The sequence below is a fragment of the Pseudoxanthobacter soli DSM 19599 genome (assembly GCF_900148505.1).
In the GTDB taxonomy this organism is placed as follows: Bacteria; Pseudomonadota; Alphaproteobacteria; order Rhizobiales; family Segnochrobactraceae; genus Pseudoxanthobacter; species Pseudoxanthobacter soli.
This window is the reverse complement of the sequence record NZ_FRXO01000003.1, coordinates 502,391-521,240: the sequence shown is the minus strand read 5'-3', so window position 1 is coordinate 521,240 and position 18,850 is coordinate 502,391. Positions and strand designations below refer to the sequence as shown.

The 18,850-nt window shown below is 68.0% G+C and carries 19 protein-coding genes; 10 read left to right on the top strand and 9 right to left on the bottom strand.

Features of this window, described 5'->3' with window-relative positions; genetic code table 11:
* Window positions 1-197: 197 nt before the first annotated feature.
* The 4 genes from BUF17_RS09880 (at window position 198) to BUF17_RS09865 (ending at window position 2,789) form a co-directional block, all read left to right on the top strand.
* On the top strand, window positions 198-1,064 hold the full coding sequence (locus BUF17_RS09880) for a ComF family protein (RefSeq protein WP_084564360.1): 867 nt from the start codon (window positions 198-200) through the stop codon (window positions 1,062-1,064).
* 99 nt (window positions 1,065-1,163) lie between these two features.
* Window positions 1,164-1,421: a glutaredoxin 3 gene (gene grxC, locus BUF17_RS09875; protein ID WP_073628030.1), complete on the top strand. Its 258-nt coding sequence runs from the start codon at window positions 1,164-1,166 to the stop codon at window positions 1,419-1,421.
* Window positions 1,422-1,458: 37 nt separating this feature from the next.
* A complete protein-coding gene (locus tag BUF17_RS09870) occupies window positions 1,459-2,313 on the top strand; it encodes a carbon-nitrogen hydrolase family protein (RefSeq protein ID WP_073628028.1) in 855 nt (284 codons plus the stop codon).
* The gene (locus BUF17_RS09865) at window positions 2,310-2,789 is read left to right on the top strand and encodes a DUF1178 family protein (protein WP_073628026.1); all 480 of its coding nucleotides are present in this window, start codon (window positions 2,310-2,312) and stop codon (window positions 2,787-2,789) included. Before BUF17_RS09870 ends, BUF17_RS09865 begins: the two co-directional genes overlap by 4 nt.
* A gap of 85 nt (window positions 2,790-2,874) precedes the next feature.
* Here the strand turns inward: BUF17_RS09865 and BUF17_RS09860 are convergent, their stop codons facing one another.
* Window positions 2,875-4,713: an ABC-F family ATP-binding cassette domain-containing protein gene (locus tag BUF17_RS09860; RefSeq protein ID WP_073628342.1), complete on the bottom strand. Its 1,839-nt coding sequence runs from the start codon at window positions 4,711-4,713 to the stop codon at window positions 2,875-2,877.
* Between the two features lie 93 nt (window positions 4,714-4,806).
* A complete protein-coding gene (locus BUF17_RS09855; RefSeq protein ID WP_073628024.1) occupies window positions 4,807-5,085 on the bottom strand; it encodes a BolA family protein in 279 nt (92 codons plus the stop codon).
* A gap of 197 nt (window positions 5,086-5,282) precedes the next feature.
* Between BUF17_RS09855 and BUF17_RS09850 the strand changes: the two genes are divergently transcribed.
* The 3 genes from BUF17_RS09850 (at window position 5,283) to BUF17_RS09840 (ending at window position 8,733) form a co-directional block, all read left to right on the top strand.
* Window positions 5,283-6,836, top strand: coding sequence for a D-alanyl-D-alanine carboxypeptidase family protein (locus tag BUF17_RS09850; protein WP_175563666.1), 1,554 nt, complete (start codon window positions 5,283-5,285; stop codon window positions 6,834-6,836).
* 5 nt (window positions 6,837-6,841) lie between these two features.
* Window positions 6,842-8,071 (top strand): CobW family GTP-binding protein, encoded by a 1,230-nt coding sequence (locus BUF17_RS09845; protein WP_073628338.1) that lies wholly within the window; start codon window positions 6,842-6,844, stop codon window positions 8,069-8,071.
* 203 nt (window positions 8,072-8,274) lie between these two features.
* Window positions 8,275-8,733, top strand: a complete 459-nt coding sequence (locus tag BUF17_RS09840; RefSeq protein ID WP_073628022.1) for a baeRF12 domain-containing protein — start codon at window positions 8,275-8,277, stop codon at window positions 8,731-8,733.
* Window positions 8,734-8,792: 59 nt separating this feature from the next.
* On the opposite strand, the gene BUF17_RS09835 is transcribed toward BUF17_RS09840, so the two are convergent.
* Both BUF17_RS09835 and BUF17_RS09830 read right to left on the bottom strand, forming a co-directional pair.
* Complete coding sequence (locus BUF17_RS09835; RefSeq protein WP_073628020.1) at window positions 8,793-9,683, bottom strand: cation diffusion facilitator family transporter; 891 nt, start codon at window positions 9,681-9,683, stop codon at window positions 8,793-8,795.
* 599 nt (window positions 9,684-10,282) lie between these two features.
* Entirely contained in the window at window positions 10,283-10,939 is a 657-nt protein-coding gene (locus tag BUF17_RS09830; protein WP_073628018.1) for a carbonic anhydrase, read from the bottom strand.
* Window positions 10,940-11,242: 303 nt separating this feature from the next.
* On the opposite strand from BUF17_RS09830, the gene BUF17_RS09825 reads away from it, so the two are divergent.
* Genes BUF17_RS09825 through BUF17_RS09815 form a run of 3 tightly spaced genes read left to right on the top strand, consistent with a single transcriptional unit; the run spans window position 11,243 to window position 13,775 of the window.
* Window positions 11,243-11,782 (top strand): TRAP transporter small permease subunit, encoded by a 540-nt coding sequence (locus BUF17_RS09825; RefSeq protein ID WP_073628016.1) that lies wholly within the window; start codon window positions 11,243-11,245, stop codon window positions 11,780-11,782.
* Window positions 11,783-11,838: 56 nt separating this feature from the next.
* Entirely contained in the window at window positions 11,839-13,350 is a 1,512-nt protein-coding gene (locus tag BUF17_RS09820; protein ID WP_073628014.1) for a TRAP transporter large permease, read from the top strand.
* Complete coding sequence (locus tag BUF17_RS09815) at window positions 13,347-13,775, top strand: hypothetical protein (protein WP_073628012.1); 429 nt, start codon at window positions 13,347-13,349, stop codon at window positions 13,773-13,775. The genes BUF17_RS09820 and BUF17_RS09815 overlap by 4 nt, the downstream gene beginning before the upstream one ends.
* 268 nt (window positions 13,776-14,043) lie before the next feature.
* Here BUF17_RS09815 and BUF17_RS09810 read toward each other — a convergent pair whose 3' ends face one another.
* From BUF17_RS09810 to BUF17_RS09790, 5 genes are all read right to left on the bottom strand, one after another.
* Window positions 14,044-14,823: a succinate dehydrogenase iron-sulfur subunit gene (locus BUF17_RS09810; protein ID WP_073628010.1), complete on the bottom strand. Its 780-nt coding sequence runs from the start codon at window positions 14,821-14,823 to the stop codon at window positions 14,044-14,046.
* A gap of 112 nt (window positions 14,824-14,935) precedes the next feature.
* Window positions 14,936-16,777, bottom strand: coding sequence for a succinate dehydrogenase flavoprotein subunit (sdhA, locus tag BUF17_RS09805; RefSeq protein WP_073628008.1), 1,842 nt, complete (start codon window positions 16,775-16,777; stop codon window positions 14,936-14,938).
* A gap of 4 nt (window positions 16,778-16,781) precedes the next feature.
* Window positions 16,782-17,198: a succinate dehydrogenase, hydrophobic membrane anchor protein gene (sdhD, locus tag BUF17_RS09800; RefSeq protein WP_428977640.1), complete on the bottom strand. Its 417-nt coding sequence runs from the start codon at window positions 17,196-17,198 to the stop codon at window positions 16,782-16,784.
* Between the two features lie 102 nt (window positions 17,199-17,300).
* On the bottom strand, window positions 17,301-17,699 hold the full coding sequence (gene sdhC / locus BUF17_RS09795) for a succinate dehydrogenase, cytochrome b556 subunit (RefSeq protein ID WP_073628006.1): 399 nt from the start codon (window positions 17,697-17,699) through the stop codon (window positions 17,301-17,303).
* Window positions 17,700-18,139: 440 nt separating this feature from the next.
* Entirely contained in the window at window positions 18,140-18,805 is a 666-nt protein-coding gene (locus tag BUF17_RS09790; protein WP_073628004.1) for a sulfate transporter family protein, read from the bottom strand.
* Window positions 18,806-18,850 lie beyond the last annotated feature (45 nt).

The window sequence follows — 18,850 nt, the reverse complement described above, 5'->3', positions numbered from 1 at the left end:
CGGTCGGCGGCGAACGAGCCCGTGATAGCGCCGGGGGCCGGTAAGCCACAAGCGGCGCCTTCGGATCGGAGTCTCATATGGGGCGCCACGGACGCGGCCGCATGCCTCCGGATGCATGACAGCACTTTTCGTCCAGCGGCCGTTGCATGGTGGGCGCAGAGGCCCGAAGCTGATGCCGTTTTCGCGGAGGCGCGCGGATGGAGACGCCCTGGCTGCCCGCTATATCAACGGCGACGCTCGTTGCCGACGACGGACTGGAGACCGGCGATGGTTCGGCCGTCCGGCCTTGGTCGCCGCGTGCCCTGATGCGCGGCTGCGCCCGCGGTGTTTCCGCCGCCGGCCGTGCCGTCATCGATCTGGCCCTGCCGCCGTGCTGCCTGGCCTGCCGCCGGCGCGTCGCGGACCCGGACAGCCTGTGCGTCCGTTGCTGGTCGGCGATGCAGTTCATCGAACGCCCGTTCTGCGAGGTTCTGGGGATTCCGTTCGCGTTCGATCTCGGTCCCGGCGTGCTGTCGGCCGAGGCGATCGCAGACCCGCCGGGCTACGACAGGGCGCGAGCCGCGGTGCTGTTCGACGACGCGTCCCGGCCGCTCGTCCACGGGCTGAAATATCGCGACCGGCAGGAGGCTGCGCGGCTGATGGGGCGGCTGATGGCCCGCGCGGGACGTGAAATCCTGAGCGAGGCCGACCTGATCGTGCCGGTTCCGCTGCATCGCAGCCGGCTGTGGCGCCGCCGCTTCAACCAGGCCGCCGTGCTGGCCGACCACGTGTCCCGGCTGTCGGGGATCGCGTCCGATCCGTTCGCGCTCGCCCGCATCCGCGCCACGGCCCGTCAGGTCGGGCTCGACCTTGGCGCCCGCGCGCTCAACGTGCGCGGCGCGTTCGCGGTGCCGGCTGCGGCCAAGGCGCGCGTGTCGGGCCGGCGGGTGGTGCTCGTCGACGACGTGCTGACCTCCGGCGCGACGGTGGAGGCGGCGACCCGCGCGCTCCGGCGGGCCGGCGCGCGCCATGTCGACATCCTCGTGTTCGCCCGGGTTGTGAAGGGGGAGGCAAACCCCATATGACGGGATTGCGAAGGGAATCAGGTTGGACGAAGGTGGCGCGGGTCCCGAAGGGCAAACGCCTTCCCCCGGTCCGGCCCGTTTCGATGGAGCGGAAACATCATGGCTGATGTCGTCATCTACACCCGTCAGGGCTGCGGCTATTGCTCCGCGGCGAAGCGGCTGCTCACCTCAAAGGGCGTGGCCTTCCACGAGATCGACGCGACGGGCGATCCGGCCCTGAAGGCGGAAATGACGGCGCGCTCCGGCGGCGTGACGTTCCCGCAGATCCTGATCGACGGCAAGCCTGTCGGCGGCTGCGACGACCTGCATGCGCTGGACCGCGCCGGCAAGCTCGATGCGCTGCTGACCGCGGCCTGACGGCGGCCCCCTCAACACATCCGGACGGAACCGACCGATGGCGATTTTCAAGGCGGCATGCGTGCAGATGCGGTCCGGTCGCGATGTCGCGGCCAACATCGCCGCGGCCGAGACGCTGATCCGTGAGGCGGCCGGCAACGGCGCGCTCTACATTCAGACGCCCGAGATGACGAACCTGCTGGAGCGCAGCCGCGAGGCCCTGCAGGCCAAGATCGCGGACGAGGCGGGCGATCCCTCCCTCGCCCGCTTCCGCGCGCTCGCCCGGGAACTCGGCATCCACCTGCACATCGGCTCGCTCGCGATCCGCCTTCCCGACGGCGGCGTTGCCAACCGCGGCTTCCTGATCGGCCCTGACGGCGCCATCCGCGCGCGCTACGACAAGATCCACATGTTCGACGTCGATCTCGCCAACGGCGAGAGCTGGCGGGAATCGGCGACCTACCGGCCGGGCACGGAAGCCGTGGTGGCGGACCTGCCGGACATGCGGATGGGCATGGCGATCTGCTACGACATGCGCTTCGCGCACCTGTTCCGCGCCGAGGCGAAGGCCGGCGCCGGGCTGATCACCACGCCGGCGGCGTTCACGCGGCAGACGGGCGAAGCGCACTGGCACGTGCTGACCCGCGCCCGCGCGATCGAGACCGGCTCCTATCTCGTCGCGGCCGCCCAGGGCGGCACCCACGAGGATGGCCGCGAGACCTACGGCCACTCCCTGATCATCGATCCGTGGGGCCGGGTGCTTGCCGAAGCCGGCACCGAGCCCGGCATCGTGATTGCGGAGATCGACCCGGCCGAGGTTGAGGCCGCCCGTGGCCGCATTCCCGCGCTGAAGAACGACCGCGCCTTCCGCGAACCTCGGGCGCCGGAAGACGCGCTGAGGACGGCATCTTGATCCACTACTCCCTCGTCTGCTCCGCAGAGCACACGTTCGACGGCTGGTTCCGCTCTTCCGAGGATTTCGAAGGCCAGGCCGCCCGTGGGCTGGTGTCCTGCCCGGCCTGCGGCTCCACCGACGTGCGCCGCGGGCTGATGGCCCCTGCCATCGCAACCCGCACCGAGCGCCGGCCGGCCGATGTCGCCGATGCGCCGGAGCCGTCCCTTGGTGCCGCCGCTCCCACCGCCGCCGTGGCGATGGCCGATCCCCGCGCGGCGGCGCTCGTGGAGATGATGCGGGCCGTACGCCGGCAGGTCGAACAGACCGCCGATTATGTCGGCGACCGCTTCGCCGAAGAGGCGCGCAAGATCCACTACGGCGAGACGGACGCGCGCGGCATCTATGGCGAGGCGAGCCCTTCGGACGTGAAGGCGCTGCAGGAGGAGGGGGTCGAGATCCATCCGCTGCCGCTGCTGCCGGAAGACGCCAACTGACGCCCGGGAAGGCCCGCCCGGCGGACGTGCGACCGGTTTCCTTGCGCCCGTGTGTTTCCCGTCCGGCCGGAAGGCGCTTCAGGCCTCAGCCGCCGATCTCTTCCTTCAGAAGTTCGAGCCGCAGCCATTCCTCCTCAGCCTCGGCGAGGGCTTCCTGCGCGGCCCTGAGCTTGGCGGCGGCGGTCTCGAACCCCGACCGGTCGCGGGCGAACAGGCCGGGTTCAGCGAGCTTCTTCTCGAACGTGGCGATGTCGGTTTCGAGCTTCGCCATCGTTTTCGGCAGGGTTTCGAGGGCGTGCTTGTCCTTGAAGGACAGCTTGCGTTTCGGTTCCGCCTTCGGAGTGTCGGTCTTCGCGCTGTCCTGCTTTGCTGCCCTCGCCGCCGGCGCGGCGTCCGCCCGCGCCCCATCCGCCCGCGACTTGGCGCCGACGCCATGGCCGCGCTGGGCCACCATGTCGGAATAGCCGCCGGCATATTCCACCCAGTTGCCTTCGCCCTCGTAGGCGATCACCGAGGTCACGACACGGTCGATGAAGTCGCGGTCGTGGCTGATGAGCAGCACGGTGCCCGCGTGGTCGGCGAGCAGTTCCTCCAGGAGATCCAGCGTCTCCAGGTCGAGATCGTTGGTGGGCTCGTCGAGCACGAGAAGGTTCGCCGGACGCGCCAGCGCGCGTGCCAGCATCAGGCGACCACGCTCGCCGCCGGACAGGACGCCGATGGGCGTGCGCGCCTGCTCGGGCGAGAACAGGAAGTCCTTCATGTAGCTGACGACGTGGCGCGGCTCGTTGCCGACCATGATGGTGTCGCTGCGGCCGTCGGTGAGCGCGTCCTTCAGCGTCACGGTCGGATCGAGGCTCTCGCGCCGCTGGTCGAGCGTCACCATCTGCAGGTTGGCGCCGAGGCGCACCGTCCCGGAATCGGGCGCGAGCGCACCGGTGAGCATGTTGATCAGCGTGGTCTTGCCGGCACCGTTCGGGCCGACGATGCCGATGCGGTCGCCGCGCTGGATGCGGGCGGAAAAGTCGCGCACCACCGGCGGGCCGCCGAAGGCCTTGGCGACATGCACCGCCTCGATGACGAGCTTGCCGGACACCTCCGCCTCGCTCGCCGCGAGCTTGACGTCGCCTGTCGCCCGGCGGGCGGTGCGGCGCTGCTCGCGCATCTCGCGCAGCAGGCCCATGCGGCGCTGGTTGCGCTTGCGCCGGGCGGTGACGCCGTAGCGCACCCAGTCCTCTTCCATCGCGATCTTGCGGTCGAGCTTGTGGCGGTCGCGTTCTTCCTCCGCGAACACCTCGTCGCGCCACGCCTCGAAATGGGAAAAGCCGCGCTCCATCCGCCGCGTGACGCCGCGGTCGAGCCAGACGGTGGCGCGCGACAGCTTTTCCAGGAAGCGCCGGTCGTGGGAGATCAGCACGATGGCCGAGCGCATTCCGGCGAGCTCGGATTCCAGCCATTCGATCGCGGGCAGGTCGAGATGGTTGGTCGGCTCGTCGAGCAGGAGGATGTCCGGTTCCGGCGCGAGCACCCGGGCGAGCGCCGTGCGCCGCGCCTCGCCGCCCGACAGCGTCGACGGGTTTTCCTCGCCGGTCAGCCCGAGATCCTCGAGGAGCCGGCGGGCGCGATAAGGGTCGTCGCCGGGTCCGAGGCCGGCCTCCACATAGGCGAGCGTCGTCGCGAAGCCGGCAAAGGAGGGCTCCTGCGGCAGGTAGCGCACCGTGGATCCCGGCTGGACGAAGCGGTCGCCACCGTCCGCCTCCACCAGTCCCGCGGCGATCTTCAGAAGCGTCGACTTGCCCGAGCCGTTGCGGCCGACCAGCGAGATGCGGTCGCCTTCGCCGACGACGAGCTCGGCACCCTCGAGCACGGGCGTGCCGCCGAAGGTGAGACGGATGTCCTTGAGAAAGAGCAGGGGTGGTGATGCCATGGCGCCGTTGGAGCCCACGCGCGGCGGGATGTCAATTCCCCGACGGCGCGGCCGGGCCGGCACCCCGCAGCGGCGCGCGCCGCTTTCCCGCTCTCAGCCTTCCGATCCCTTCGCCGGCGCGTCGGCGACGATGGCGAGCGCATGGACCGGCCCGGCGAGTTCGTCGGCGAGAAGCGCGTTGACGAGGCGGTGACGTTCGAGCCGCGAGCGGCCGGCGAAGGCCTCGGCGACGATGCGCACCCGGAAATGGGTTTCGCCGCCCGGCCGATGCCCGGCGTGACCGGCATGGAGATGGGATTCGTCGATCACATCGAGTTCGGCGGGCTCGAAGGCAGCGGCGAGTTTCGCCGCGATGGTCTGCCTGACGTTCATGCGTTCCTCCATGCTGCGGCGAATTCGCCCGGCCTTTTGCCAACCCGGCCGCGATGGGTTATCACATCCGCTCCACCGTCACACTGGCTGCCGCTTCTGGCGGCGCTCGCGGCGCACTGTCGGCGCCGCGCGAACCGGATGCGTATCGCCGGGATGGGTCCGGCGAAGCCTGGCGTCCGAACCGGAGGGGGAGCCTTTTGACCGACCTTCGCGCCCCGACGTTCTCCGTTCCCGGATTCCGGATCCTCGCCTGCCTCGTCGCGGCCGTGTCCATGCTGCGCCCGCGGGCCGGCGGCGCTATCGTGGCGGTGCTCACCGCGGTGCTGGCGCTCGCCGACGCCTCCGCTGCGCGGGCCGATATCGGCTCCTATATCGTCGTCGATGCCGGCAATGGTGTGGTCGTTTCCGACGGCAATCCGTTCCAGCCTTGGTATCCGGCCTCCATCACCAAGCTGATGACCGCCTATGTCACCTTCCGCGCCATCCGGGCCGGACGGATCAGCCCGAATTCCCCGGTGGTGATCACACCGGAAGCGTCCCGCCAGTCGCCGAGCAAGATGGGGTTCAAGATCGGCACGGTGCTGACGATCGACAACGCCATGAAGATGATGCTGGTGAAGTCGGCCAACGACATCGCGGTCGCCATCGGGCAGGCGGTCGGCGGCGGCTCGGAGCAGGCCTTCGTCAACGAGATGAACCGCGAGGCGCGGCGCCTCGGCATGACCCGCACCCATTTCAGCAACCCGAACGGGCTGCCGGACGACGATCAGGTCACCAATGCCCGCGACATGGCGATCCTCGCCGTCACCATCCTGCGGGAATTTCCCGAGTACAGGCCGCTGTTCAGCATCACCGGCCTGCAGCTCGGCGGCACCGTGATCCGCACCCACAACCGCTTCGTCGAGCGCTTCCAGGGCGGCGACGGCATGAAGACCGGCTTCATCTGCAATGCCGGCTTCAACGTGGTGGCGACAGCGACCCGCGGCGGCCGCACGCTGGTTGCGGTGGTTCTCGGCGCATACAACACCAAGGAACGCGACGAGTTCGCGGCGCGCATCCTGACCGAGGCGTTCGGACGGCGCCCGAAATCGCCCACGCTGGCGGCGTTCCCGAACCCGCCCGGCCACCAGCAGCCGGCGAACCGTCGCGCCGAGGTCTGCGGCGGCAAGCGCCCCCGCGGCAACGAGCAGCAGGATCTGGTCTCGCTGACCAACCCGTCGGGCGGAACCCTGCTGGCGTTCGCGCCCGCCGATGGCGGCGGCGCGGAGCCGGCACCGCCGAAGAGCTATCTCGAGGCGACCTCGCGCTACATGCGCCCGCTGGTGCCGGTCTATCTCGGCCTCGCACCCGGCTCCCAGCCGGACCAGGCGATCGCCGGGGGTGACGAAGAGAGCGACGACGCGCCGGCCGCCGCGGCTCCACCGCCGGACAGCAAGGCCGCGCGTGCCGCCGCAGCCAAGGCGGCGAAGGAAGCCCAGCGCCAGGCGGCGCAGGAACAGGCCGCCCAGGCCCGGGCCGCCAAGCTAGCCGCCCGGAATGCCCCGACCGCAAGCAACATGCAGACGAGCGACGCCGCCAGCATCGACAGCCTGATCGGCGGCGCGGACGCGGCCGAGATGAAGCCCGGGCAGGCACCCTCGGCGCGCATCCGCCCGGCGACCGGCTCGATCCCCTCCGCGGCAGAACCCGGCGTCTCGGTGCCGCTCAACCTGCTGCCGCCGGCCATGATGAACCCGCAGGCCAATCCGTGACCGACATCGACCCGAATTCCGCTCCTGCGGACGCCCCCCATGCCGGGCGCCGCCGTCCACCCGTTCCCGTCACCGTGCTGACGGGCTTCCTCGGCGCCGGCAAGACGACGCTGCTGAACAGCCTGATCGCCGATCCCGCCCTCAGCCACGCGGCGATCATCATCAACGAGTTCGGCGAGGTCGGCATCGACCACATGCTGGTCGCGCGTGCCACCGACGGCATCGTGGAACTCTCCAACGGCTGCCTCTGCTGCACCGTGCGCGGAGAGCTGGTTTCCACCCTCGAAACGCTGCTGCGCGACCTCGACAACGGCCGGATCGAGCGGCTCGACCGGGTGGTGATCGAGACAACCGGGCTCGCCGATCCCGCGCCGGTGCTGCACGCGGTGCTGCTGCACCCCTATCTCTCCGTGCGCTACAGCATCGACGGCGTCATCACCGTCGTCGATGCCGTCAACGGCGCCGGAACGCTCGACGATCACATGGAAGCGGTGAAGCAAGTCGCGGTGGCCGACCGCATCGTGCTGACGAAGACCGCGCTCGCCAGCGAACGCGGCCTCGACATGAGCGGGCTTCGCGCCCGGCTCGCGGCCCTCAATCCCGGTGCGCGGGTGCTGCTTGCCGACAAAGGCGAGGCAACGGTGGCGACCCTGCTCGATTGCGGGCTCTACGATCCTGCCACCAAAAGCCCGGATGTCGCGCGCTGGCTGGCCGCCGAGCGCTACGGCCCCACCGCGCAGCAGCACGGGCACCATCACGATCACGGCCACGACCATCATCACGGGCATGATCATGGGCATGATCATGGGCACGGTCATCATGACCACGATCATGCGCACGACGTCTCGCGTCACGACGAGCGCATCCGCTCGTTCGCGCTGACGACGGACCGGCCCGTCCCGATGGCCGTGCTCGACATGTTCCTCGACCTGATGCGATCGGCCCACGGCCCCAAAATGCTCAGGATGAAGGGCATCGTGAACGTCGCGGAGACGCCGGACCGGCCGGTGGTGATCCATGCCGTGCAGCACGTGATGCATCCGCCCGCATCGCTGCCCGCCTGGCCGGACGACGATCACCGCACGCGGATCGTGTTCATCACCTGCGACTTGCCGGAAGGGTTCGTCCGCGGCCTGTTCGATGCCTTCACCGGCGCCATCGCCCCGGACCGGCCCGACGCCGCGGCGCTCACCGACAATCCGCTCGCGATTCCCGGCATGCGGTTCGGCGGGTAGAGCAAATCCCGTTCAGACCGGACCGATCTGGACGGCACAGGCTCAAAGCTCTGACGCCGGAGCGATGTCCTGTCGACCGGACGAGGCCCTCCGATCGGAAATTGCGCTGAAAAGGGCCGCCCCGGCACGCCCGGAGAAAGTGATCCGGATCAAGGTGCAACGACCATCGCGGGTATTCAGTTGAATGCAAAAGGGAGGTCGACATGACCAGAACCGTTGCATTGAACGCGAATTGCCTGGTGGTGGTCGCCGACGGCGAAAAGGCGCTGTTCCTGCGCAATGCCGGCGACGCGAAATTCCCGAACCTGCGCGTCGAGCGCCTTCTGGAGGCGGGGCACAATCCGCCGACCCACGATCAGGGCACAGATCGCCCGGGCCGCGTGGCGGTGGGCGCGGCGAGAAGCGCTGTCGAGGGCGCCGACTGGCACGACCGGGCCGAAGCGGCCTTCGCCGCCGACATCATGGCGGCGCTGCACGAGATGCACCGCGACGGCCAGTGCAAGGAAGTCGTTCTGGTGGCTGCGCCGCGGACCCTCGCCGTGCTTCGGCAGGGCACGTCGGCACTTGGCGAGGCCGTGGTCGCCGAGATCGCCAAGGACCTGACCAAGCTGCCCGTGTGGGACATCGAGAAGCATCTGGCCGCGCAGCCGGCGGACCACTGACATCCGCCGCTTTTGACGGCCGCCGCTTGGCAAGGCCGCCCCGGCCCGACGTTCCCGTCTCAGACCACGGGCACGCCGCCGGTGTGCTTCGCCTTCTCCTCGGGCTCGACGTGGATGCTGATGCGGGCGCCATGGATCGCCTCTTCGAGGGCATCCTCGATGCGGTCGCAGATCGCGTGGGATTCCGACACCGTCATGCTGCCGGGCACGACGAGGTGGAAGTCGATGAAGGTGACGCTTCCCGCGTGACGGGAGCGCACGTCATGCGCTTCCAGTGCGCCTTCCGCGTGGGTCGAGATCAGCGTGCGGATCTGGTTCACCATCTCCGGCGGCGCGGCTTCGTCCATGAGCCCGCCGATCGATTCCCGCATCACCTTCCAGCCCGCCCAGAGGATGTTGAGCGCGACCAGCACCGCGAGAGCGGGGTCGAGCTGCGGAATGCCGGTCGCTTCGGCAAGCAGGACGCCCACCACCACGCCGACCGAGGACATGACGTCCGTGAACAGGTGCTGGCCGTCCGCGACCAGCGCCGGGGACCGCAGCCGGCGGCCATAACGGATGAGAACCCAGCACCAGACGCCGTTGATCACGGAGGCAACCACGTTGACGGCAAGGCCGAGGTTCGGCTGTTCCAGCCTGTGGGGCGTGAGGAAGGCGAAATAGGCCGCCTGGAGGATCGCGAGGGCCGCCGCGATGACCAAAGCGCCGACGAGCACGGAAGACAGGTATTCCGCCTTGTTGTGGCCGTAGGGGTGGTTCGAGTCCGGAGGCACCGCGCTGAGGCGCACGGCGAAAAAGGCGGCGATTGCCGTCGCCACGTTGACGATGCTTTCCAGCGCGTCGGAGTACAGGGCCACCGAGCCCGTCAGCGCGTAGGCCAGATATTTCAGGCCGAGCACGACGGCGCCGACGACAATGCTGCCGAGCGCGATCTTGTGGGTGCTTTGCAAGAGCAGGCATCCTTTCGGGCGCGATGAACCGGGCAAACGGATGCACCGGGGCCCACCGGGTGCGTTCGCCACGGTCTTGCCGAGCCGGCTCCGCCGGCCGATCGCACCACGCACCCTCGTGCGAGCCTGTTGATGCGATCCCGTCTCATATCCGGCACGCAGACGCGACTGCCGGTCTTCCGCTCCGCCACGGCCAGACCGCCGGGCCCGACGTGGCCCGCGATGCCGGCGGCGGCCAACACCCCTGCGGCCGCCACGGAGGGACATGCGACGATGGCTACTCCCCGATAACGGGGCTCGTAATGACTCGCACCCGCGAAGTCAATGGAAATTCCTTGTCGCAAATATGAATAGTAATGATTTGCAATGCCGAATCTTTATCCATAACGAGATTTAGATGCATTCTGAAATTCGAGATATCAGCCTTCCACCGACATCAATGCGAGATGTTTATGGCAGAACAGGAAACTGATCTTGATTGGAAAGTCAGAAGACGATGCCATCACAAGAATCGCGATAGCAAAGGCCGATATTCCCGACAGGATGCGGTGGCGGAACCGCTCGCGCGCTCCGCCACCGTTCGTGCCTCCGGGTCGCGATCAGGCGGCGGCTGCAGCCTCGTCAACCGGCTGGAAGCGGCCGGACTCCGGATCGAGCGCCATCAGCTCGCCGGTGGAGATGTCGAACCACGCCCCTTCGAGCGTCAGTCGTCCGTCCTGCTCACGCTCGCGGATCCAGGGGAAGGTGCGGAGATTGTCGAGGGACTGGCAGACATTGGCCCGCTCCAGCGCCGTCTCGGGATCGAGGTTCGGGTCGGGATCGTCGCAGGCGAGTCGCGCCCGGGCGGGCTCGATCAGGGTGATCCAGTGGCCGATGAAGTCCTCGGGCGGCGGCGGCGTCGCCACCCCCGCCAGGAACGCCTTCACGCCGCCGCAGCGCCCGTGCCCGAGCACCACGATGTGCTTCACCTCCAGCACGGTGACGGCGAATTCCAGCGCTGCCGAAGTGCCGTGGTGCACGTCGTCCGGCGCGAAGGGCGGCACGAGGTTGGCCACGTTGCGCGTCACGAACAGTTCGCCCGGGCCGACATCGAAGATGGTTTCCGGCGCGCACCGGGAATCGCAGCAACTCACCACCATGATCTCGGGGCGCTGGCCTGCTTCCGCCAGTTCGCGATAGCGCGCCCTTTCCTCTGCAAGCCGGCCACCTTTGAAGGCGGCATAACCCTTGATCAGGCGGAGCGGCAGATGCGGCATGGTTCTCTCGCTTGGCTGTTGTGGGGGCGTGGCGGATCCCCGAACCCCGGGGCGAAGCCCGGGCTGGAGAAAGTCGTGGCGGCGCGCAACGGCGGCCTCGCCGGGCGAGGCCTGGCCTGAGGTGCGCACCGCAGCGGCGCATCGTTTCATACAAAAGTCGCAGATCGCCGACATCGCGACCGGAACGCGACTATGCTAAGAGGCGTCAGGACCTGAAGCGCGCCCGAAGACGCGCCGGTTCGACATGAAGATGATGAACGCCGGTCAGCCGGCGAGCAACGATGTTTCGGGAGGGAAGCCATCGTGAGCGCTCTGCTTATGCTCAGCCGTGTGATCGACGCGGTCAATACGGTCATTGGTCGCGCAGCGGGGTGGCTCATCCTCGCCGCCGTGCTCGTCAGCACCGTCAACGCCATCGTCCGAAAAACGTTCTCCGTTTCGTCGAACGCCTGGCTCGAACTGCAATGGTATCTGTTCGGCGCGGTGTTCATGCTGTGCGCGGCCTACACGCTGCTGCGCAACGAGCACATCCGCATCGACATCGTCGTCTCGCATTTCTCCAAGCGCACCCGAGACTGGATCGACGTGTTCGGCCACGTCTTCTTCCTGCTGCCGTTCTGTCTGCTGATGATCGTCGACAGCGTGCCGTTCGTCTGGAACTCGTATCGCATCGGCGAGGCCTCGCAGAATGCCGGCGGCCTGATCCTGTGGCCGGCGAAGGCGCTCGTCCTCGTCGGTTTCACGCTTCTGTTCGCGCAGGGCACCTCCGAACTCATCAAGCGTATCGCGGTCATCATGGGCCGCATTCCCGAGCCTTACCAGCATCGGGAGGGGCCGCACTAGGCAACCGGTGTCCGTGCCTTCGCCTGCCTGACCGACCCGGACGCTGGATGGCCCCCATGACTGCATTCCTGATCGAAAACATGGCTCCGATCATGTTCGTGAGCCTCGTCGTCTTTCTGCTGCTCGGATATCCCGTGGCCTTCGCGCTCGCCGCGAACGGCCTCGTCTTCGCCCTGATCGGCATCGAACTCGGCCTGTTCCAGGAGAACTTCCTGCAGGCGATGCCCGAGCGCGTCTTCGGCGTGATGAACAACGACACGCTGCTCGCCATTCCTTTCTTCACCTTCATGGGGCTGATCCTGGAACGGTCCGGCATGGCGGAGGACCTGCTGGAGACCATCGGCCAGCTGTTCGGGCCGATCCGGGGCGGTCTCGCCTATGCCGTGATCTTCGTGGGCGCGCTGCTTGCCGCCACAACGGGCGTCGTCGCGGCCTCGGTGATCTCGATGGGCCTGATCTCGCTGCCGATCATGCTGCGCTACGGCTACGATCGCCGCATCGCCTCGGGCGTGATCGCCGCCTCCGGCACGCTTGCCCAGATCATCCCGCCGAGCCTCGTGCTCATCGTCATGGCCGACCAGCTCGGTCGCTCGGTCGGCGACATGTATGCCGGCGCCTTCCTGCCCGGCATCGTGCTCGCGGGCCTCTATGCCGGGTTCATCCTGGTGCTGTCGATCTTCTTCCCGCACATGGTGCCGGCGCTTCCGAAGGAGGCCCGGTCGATGTCCGGGTTCCGACTGTTCCTGCGCTCCGTGCTGGTGCTGGTGCCGCCGCTGTTCCTGATCTTTCTCGTGCTCGGCACGATCTTCCTCGGCATCGCCACCCCGACCGAGGGCGGCGCCATGGGCGCGACCGGCGCGCTGATCCTGGCCGCCATGAAGGGCAGGCTCAACCGGGCGCTGCTCACCCAAGCGGTCGATTCCACGGCGAAGCTCTCGGCGTTCGTGCTGTTCATCCTGATCGGCTCGCGGGTGTTCTCGCTGACGTTCTACGGCGTCGACGGCCACAAGTGGGTGGAGCACCTGCTGGTGTCGCTGCCGGGCGGCGAGATCGGCTTCCTGATCGCCGTGAACCTGCTGGTGTTCTTCCTCGCCTTCTTCCTTGATTTCTTCGAGCTCGCGTTCATCATCATCCCGCTGATCGGACCGGCGGCGAACGCGCTGGGCATCGACCTCATCTGGTTCGGCGTGATGCTGGCCGTGAACATGCAGACGAGCTTCATGCACCCGCCGTTCGGCTTCTCGCTGTTCTTCCTGCGCTCGGTGGCGCCGGCGGCGCCCTATGTGGACAGGGTCACGAAGAAGACCATGCAGCCGGTGCGGACATCGCAGATCTATTGGGGGGCGGTGCCGTATGTCGGCATCCAGCTCGTGATGGTGACGCTGGTGATCCTGTTCCCGCAGCTCGTGACGCATTATCGCGGCCAGGCGACGACGATCGATCCGGCGACCATCGAGATGAGCCCGCCGCCGGCGCTCGATTTCGGCAGCGGTGCGCCGGGCGGGCCGCCCAGCTTCGACGCACCTGCCCCGCCGAGCTTCGATACGCCGCCGCCGCCAAATCCATGAGCGGCAGGCTGCACCGCGTCGCTGACGGAGTGTTCGCGGCGGCCCTCGCGGCGGCCCTTCTGGCCGGGGCCGCCCGCGCGGGGCCGGCCGTTCCGCCGTCCGACGCACGCCTCGCGCCGGTCAGCCGGGTGATCGAAGCACAATCGGGCTATAGGCCGCCGTCCGGCTACGTGCCGCCGCCGCAGGTCTATCAACCCTATGTTCCCCCGCCGCGGGGATACGGCACCATGCCGCCACCGCCGGGCTACGGCCCCCGCGACCCGCCGAGCGGCAGCGGCGCGCCGTTGCCGCCGCAGCCCGGCTCGATGGACTGGCGGCCGCCCGCGCCACCGGCCACCGGTTCGCCGCTGCCGCCGCCGAAGCCGCCCTGCATTCCCGATGTGCGCAAGCCGATCGGTCCCGCGGGCTCGAATGTCTGCCCCTGAGCGGGGCCGTCCGCGCGGCGGCATCCGTTGGGGAGAGACAGCATTCGCTCCGGCCCGCCGGGACGAGCCGGTGACCTGACGCGCGCGCCGCCGCCGTCCACTTGCCCTTGAAAGAGTCCCAGCGGTCATCCGAGATGATGACGGCGACGGCCCCTACGCCTGCCCGCCCGGCCGAAATCGCCGTGAGGAGATGGTCCGGTGCTCAAACAAAACAGCCTTCGAAGCGCGACCGCTTCGAAGGCTGTTCCGGCTTTGATGGCAGCGATCGTCAGACGCGGCGTTCGACCATCATCTTCTTGATCTCGGCGATCGCCTTCGCGGGGTTGAGGCCCTTCGGGCAGGTCTTCGAGCAGTTCATGATGGTGTGGCAGCGATAGAGCCGGAACGGATCTTCGAGATTGTCCAGCCGCTCGCCGGTGGCCTCGTCGCGGCTGTCGATCAGCCAGCGGTAGGCCTGCAGCAGGACCGCCGGGCCGAGATAGCGGTCGCCGTTCCACCAGTAGCTCGGGCAGGAGGTGGAGCAGCAGGCGCACAGGATGCACTCGTAGAGCCCATCGAGCTTGGTACGGTCGTCGTGGCTCTGGCGCCATTCCTTCTCGGGCGTGGGCGTCACGGTCTGGAGCCATGGCTCGATCGAACGGTGCTGGGCATAGAAGGTCGTCATGTCCGGCACGAGATCCTTCACCACCGGCATGTGCGGCAGCGGGTAGATCTTCACCGTTCCCTCGACGTCGTGCATGCCCTTGGTGCACGCCAGCGTGTTGGTGCCGTCGATGTTCATCGCGCACGAGCCGCAGATGGCCTCGCGGCAGGACCGGCGCAGCGTCAGCGTCGCGTCGACCTTGTTCTTGATCCACAGGAGCGCGTCGAGAACCATCGGGCCGCAATCGTCGGTATCGACATAAAAGGTGTCGATCCGCGGGTTCTGGCCGTCGTCCGGGCTCCAGCGATAGATCCGATATTCCTTCAGATTCTTGGCGCCGGCCGGCTTCGGCCAGACCTTTCCTTCGGAAATCGTCGAGTTCTTGGGAAGCGTGAGCTGGACCATGGTCTCGTCCCCGACGGACCCGCAGCGCGGGTCGCTTGTGCATTCTGCCCGCGCCGCAGGCAATTCCCGGATGGATGACGGCGCCGGGAGAGGCCGGCGCCGTGTCCGTTCGTCAGTAAACGCGCTTCTGGGGCGCGATATATTCGATGTCGTTCGACATGGTGTAGGCGTGCACCGGCCGGTAATCGAGCGTCACCGTCCGCGTCGCCGGGTCGGCCCAGGCGAGCGTATGCTTCATCCATTCCCTGTCGTCGCGATCGGGGAAATCCTCGCGGGCGTGGGCGCCGCGGCTTTCCTGACGGTTCAGCGCCGAGTCCATCGTCACGACCGCCTGGGAGATCAGGTTCTCGTATTCGAGCGACTCGATGAGGTCGGAATTCCAGATCAACGAGCGGTCGGTCACGCGGATATCGCCGGACACCGACCAGATGTCGTGGATGAGCTTGTGACCCTCCTCGAGCACTTCGCCGGTGCGGAACACCGCGCAGTTGGTCTGCATCGTCTTCTGCATGCGCGAGCGCAGCTCCGCCGTGGGAATGGCGCCGGAGGCGTAGCGCAGCCGGTCGAGCCGCTCGACGGCCTGGAAGCCGGCATCCTTCGGCAGGTCGGCGTGCTTGCCGCCCTTCTCGATCATCTCGGCGCACCTGAGGCCGGCCGCGCGGCCGAACACCACGAGATCGATCAGCGAGTTGGAGCCGAGGCGGTTGGCGCCGTGGACCGAGACGCAGGCCGCTTCGCCGAGGGCCATCAGGCCGGGCACGACGGTATCCGGGTCGCCGCCGACCTTGGTCAGGACCTCGCCGTGATAGTTCGTCGGGATGCCGCCCATGTTGTAGTGCACGGTCGGCAGCACCGGGATCGGCTGCTTGGTGACATCGACTCCGGCGAAGATCTTGGCCGATTCCGAGATGCCGGGCAGGCGCTCGTGCAGGATGGCCGGATCGAGATGGTCGAGATGCAGGTAGATGTGATCGGCGTTCTTGCCGACACCCCTGCCCTCGCGGATCTCGATGGTCATGGCGCGGGACACGACGTCGCGCGAGGCGAGGTCCTTGGCGGAGGGCGCGTAGCGCTCCATGAAGCGCTCGCCGGCCGAATTGACGAGATAGCCGCCTTCGCCGCGCGCACCCTCGGTGATCAGGCAGCCCGAACCGTAGATGCCGGTCGGATGGAACTGCACGAACTCCATGTCCTGCAGCGGCAGGCCGGCGCGCAGCACCATGGCGTTGCCGTCGCCGGTGCAGGTGTGGGCCGAGGTCGCCGAGAAATAGGCGCGGCCGTAGCCACCGGTGGCGAGGATGGTGCGGTGGGCACGGAAGCGGTGCAGCGAGCCGTCCTCGAGGCAGAGGGCCACCACGCCGCGGCAGGCGCCGTCTTCCATGATGAGGTCGATGGCGAAGTACTCGATGAAGAACTCCGCCGAATGGCGCAGCGACTGGCCGTAGAGCGTGTGCAGGATGGCATGGCCGGTGCGGTCGGCGGCGGCGCAGGTGCGCTGGGCGCGGCCCTTGCCGAAATGCGTGGTCATGCCACCGAACGGACGCTGGTAGATCTTGCCTTCCTCGGTGCGCGAGAACGGCACGCCCCAGTGCTCCAGCTCGTAGACCGCGGCCGGCGCATTGCGCACGAGGTACTCGATGGCATCCTGGTCGCCGAGCCAGTCCGACCCCTTGACGGTGTCGTACATGTGCCAGCGCCAGTCGTCCGGCCCCATGTTGCCGAGCGAGGCGGAGATGCCGCCCTGCGCCGCGACGGTGTGGGAGCGGGTCGGGAACACCTTGGTGATACAGGCGGTCTTGAGGCCAGCCTCGGCGCAGCCGACGACGGCCCTGAGGCCGGCGCCACCGGCGCCCACCACGACGACATCCACCGTGTGGTCGATGAAGGGATAGGCGCGCCCGTTGATGTTCGGCACGGGCGCAGGCCCGCCGGCGGATCCGTTCAACTCGGCCATGGTGTCAGCCTCCGAAGCTGATCTTGAGCACCGCCCAGACCGAGGCGAGCCCGATCACGGCGGAGAAGAAGGAATTTGCAGCGAGCACCAGCACCTTGGACAGCTCGTGATGAACGTAGTCCTCGATGATGACCTGCATGCCGATCTTCATGTGATAGACACCGACCAGCACGAACAGCAGCAGCAGCACCGCCACGAACGGCGAGGAAAGCGCCGCATGGACCGAGGCGTAGTCGCCGCCCTGGAGCGCGATCACCAGCACCACGAAGAAGATCGTGAGCGGGACGTTGGCGAGCGCCGTGATGCGCTGGCGCCAGAAATGTTCCGTGCCGTCCTTCGCGGAGCCGAGACCGCGGACCTTGCTGAGCGGCGTGCGCATCATGGCGTTGCCCTTCACGTTTCCCCGGGAGCGGCCGCGCATCTCGTGCACCGGCGCGGCTCCGCAGCCCTCTCGTCACCGGCCGCCGCTCCACTTGCCGGGATCACCCGGGCAAAGCCGCCGCCGAAATTCCCCGCCGATGCGTCAACCAACGGCGAGGCCGATGCCCCACAGCACGATCGTGAGCACGACCGAACCGATGATATTGAGGCGCGCGAGTGTCTCGCGGCTCGCCGGATCGAACCCGCGGCCGGTATCCCAGATCAGGTGGCGGATGCCGCCGAGCATGTGGTGGATCAGCGCCCAGGTGTAGCCGAACAGGATCAGGCGGCCGATGATGGAACCGTAGATCGCGTTGACGGTCTCGAACGCCGACGGCCCGGCCGCAGCCGCGATCAGCCAGATCGCCAGGAGGATGGTGCCGAAATAGAGTGCGCCGCCCGTGATGCGATGCACGATCGACATCGCCATCGTCAGCGTCATCCGATAGATCTGAAGATGCGGCGACACCGGACGATTGGACTTGAGGTCGGCGTTCGACATCGTTCCCTCTCCACGCGGTTCTGACCGCTCTGGACCCGCTTGGGCTTCACCCGGGCCGGCCGGACGAAAACCGGGGCCAGATGCCGGCCGCTCGTGCCCGGTCGAGCCAATCCCGCAGCTTCGTTCGAAGCACCAAGGTTCGGTCGCCGGCAGACCGCCGAATGGAAGCCTTCTAACTCGTCAACCGGCGGCCGTCAAAGTGACGTATACGTAAACTTCACCCGCCGATGACGTTTAGGGCATATACCGGCCGCGGCAGAAAATCATCCCCCGACCTTCGGATGAGAGGCCCCGCACCAAGCCGCTGGCAGCGTCGGAGGGCTTTTCGACCGGATGGAATCATCCGAGCGCACGGAATCGCCCGAGATTCAAGACTTGTGCATCCGTCCCCGGCGTTCAGGCGGTTCGCTCTGAACGGGATGGGCGCCGGCCGGCGCGCCTTATCCTGCTGCGGCCGACAGACGCTTGTGCAGGCGCACCATGAATGCCGTGGCGAAAAGCGGCGTCACCAGATTGACGAACGGGATCGCCAGCACCACCGCCACCACCAGTCCGGCGACGAAGACCGCGACGCCATGCCGCCGCCGGAACGCCCGCGCCTCCTCCACCGGGCGGAAACGCATGGCGGCGGCTTCGAAATATTCGCGCCCGAGCAGATAGCCGTTCACCACGAAGAACGCGGCGATATTGACGCCCGGCACCAGCAGCAGCGCCAGGGCAACGATGTTGCCGGCGAGGGTGACGAGCGCGAACCGGATGGTGACGACGAGCGAACGGCCGAGCGGCAATGCGACGCCGGGCGGGTCCTGGGGAAAGCGGGTGCGCTCGACGATCTCCGCCGCGTCGTCGGCGAAGAAGCCTGCGAGCAGCGACGTCACCGGCCCGACCATGAAGGCGAGCGCGATGAGAATGCCGACGCCGCCAAGGATCGAGGCGGTGACGTTGAGCCAGGGATAGGGCAGGTCGAGCGCCCACGTCAGCAACGCCTCCAGCCCGATGCCGAGCACGATCAGGAGCCCGATGGTGATGGCGACCGAGCGCAGCAGGATCGCGCGGAACGGGGGCGTCAGGACCTCGCGGAAGGCTTCGACGGCATCGTTGAACATGAAAGCGATGGTTCCTCCGGAAGGACGGGGCACGGCGCCGCATCG

Bases quoted from the DNA above. Each gene is read 5' to 3' on its own strand.
- BUF17_RS09840 (WP_073628022.1), top strand. From the start codon at position 8,275: ATGACCAGAACCGTTGCATTGAACGCGAATTGCCTGGTGGTGGTCGCC.
- BUF17_RS09820 (WP_073628014.1), top strand. From the start codon at position 11,839: ATGACTGCATTCCTGATCGAAAACATGGCTCCGATCATGTTCGTGAGC.
- BUF17_RS09810 (WP_073628010.1), bottom strand. From the start codon at position 14,823: ATGGTCCAGCTCACGCTTCCCAAGAACTCGACGATTTCCGAAGGAAAG.
- BUF17_RS09880 (WP_084564360.1), top strand. From the start codon at position 198: ATGGAGACGCCCTGGCTGCCCGCTATATCAACGGCGACGCTCGTTGCC.
- grxC (WP_073628030.1), top strand. From the start codon at position 1,164: ATGGCTGATGTCGTCATCTACACCCGTCAGGGCTGCGGCTATTGCTCC.
- BUF17_RS09830 (WP_073628018.1), bottom strand. From the start codon at position 10,939: ATGCCGCATCTGCCGCTCCGCCTGATCAAGGGTTATGCCGCCTTCAAA.
- BUF17_RS09790 (WP_073628004.1), bottom strand. From the start codon at position 18,805: ATGTTCAACGATGCCGTCGAAGCCTTCCGCGAGGTCCTGACGCCCCCG.
- BUF17_RS09855 (WP_073628024.1), bottom strand. From the start codon at position 5,085: ATGAACGTCAGGCAGACCATCGCGGCGAAACTCGCCGCTGCCTTCGAG.
- BUF17_RS09815 (WP_073628012.1), top strand. From the start codon at position 13,347: ATGAGCGGCAGGCTGCACCGCGTCGCTGACGGAGTGTTCGCGGCGGCC.
- BUF17_RS09870 (WP_073628028.1), top strand. From the start codon at position 1,459: ATGGCGATTTTCAAGGCGGCATGCGTGCAGATGCGGTCCGGTCGCGAT.
- BUF17_RS09860 (WP_073628342.1), bottom strand. From the start codon at position 4,713: ATGGCATCACCACCCCTGCTCTTTCTCAAGGACATCCGTCTCACCTTC.
- sdhD (WP_428977640.1), bottom strand. From the start codon at position 17,198: ATGCGCGGCCGCTCCCGGGGAAACGTGAAGGGCAACGCCATGATGCGC.
- sdhC (WP_073628006.1), bottom strand. From the start codon at position 17,699: ATGTCGAACGCCGACCTCAAGTCCAATCGTCCGGTGTCGCCGCATCTT.
- sdhA (WP_073628008.1), bottom strand. From the start codon at position 16,777: ATGGCCGAGTTGAACGGATCCGCCGGCGGGCCTGCGCCCGTGCCGAAC.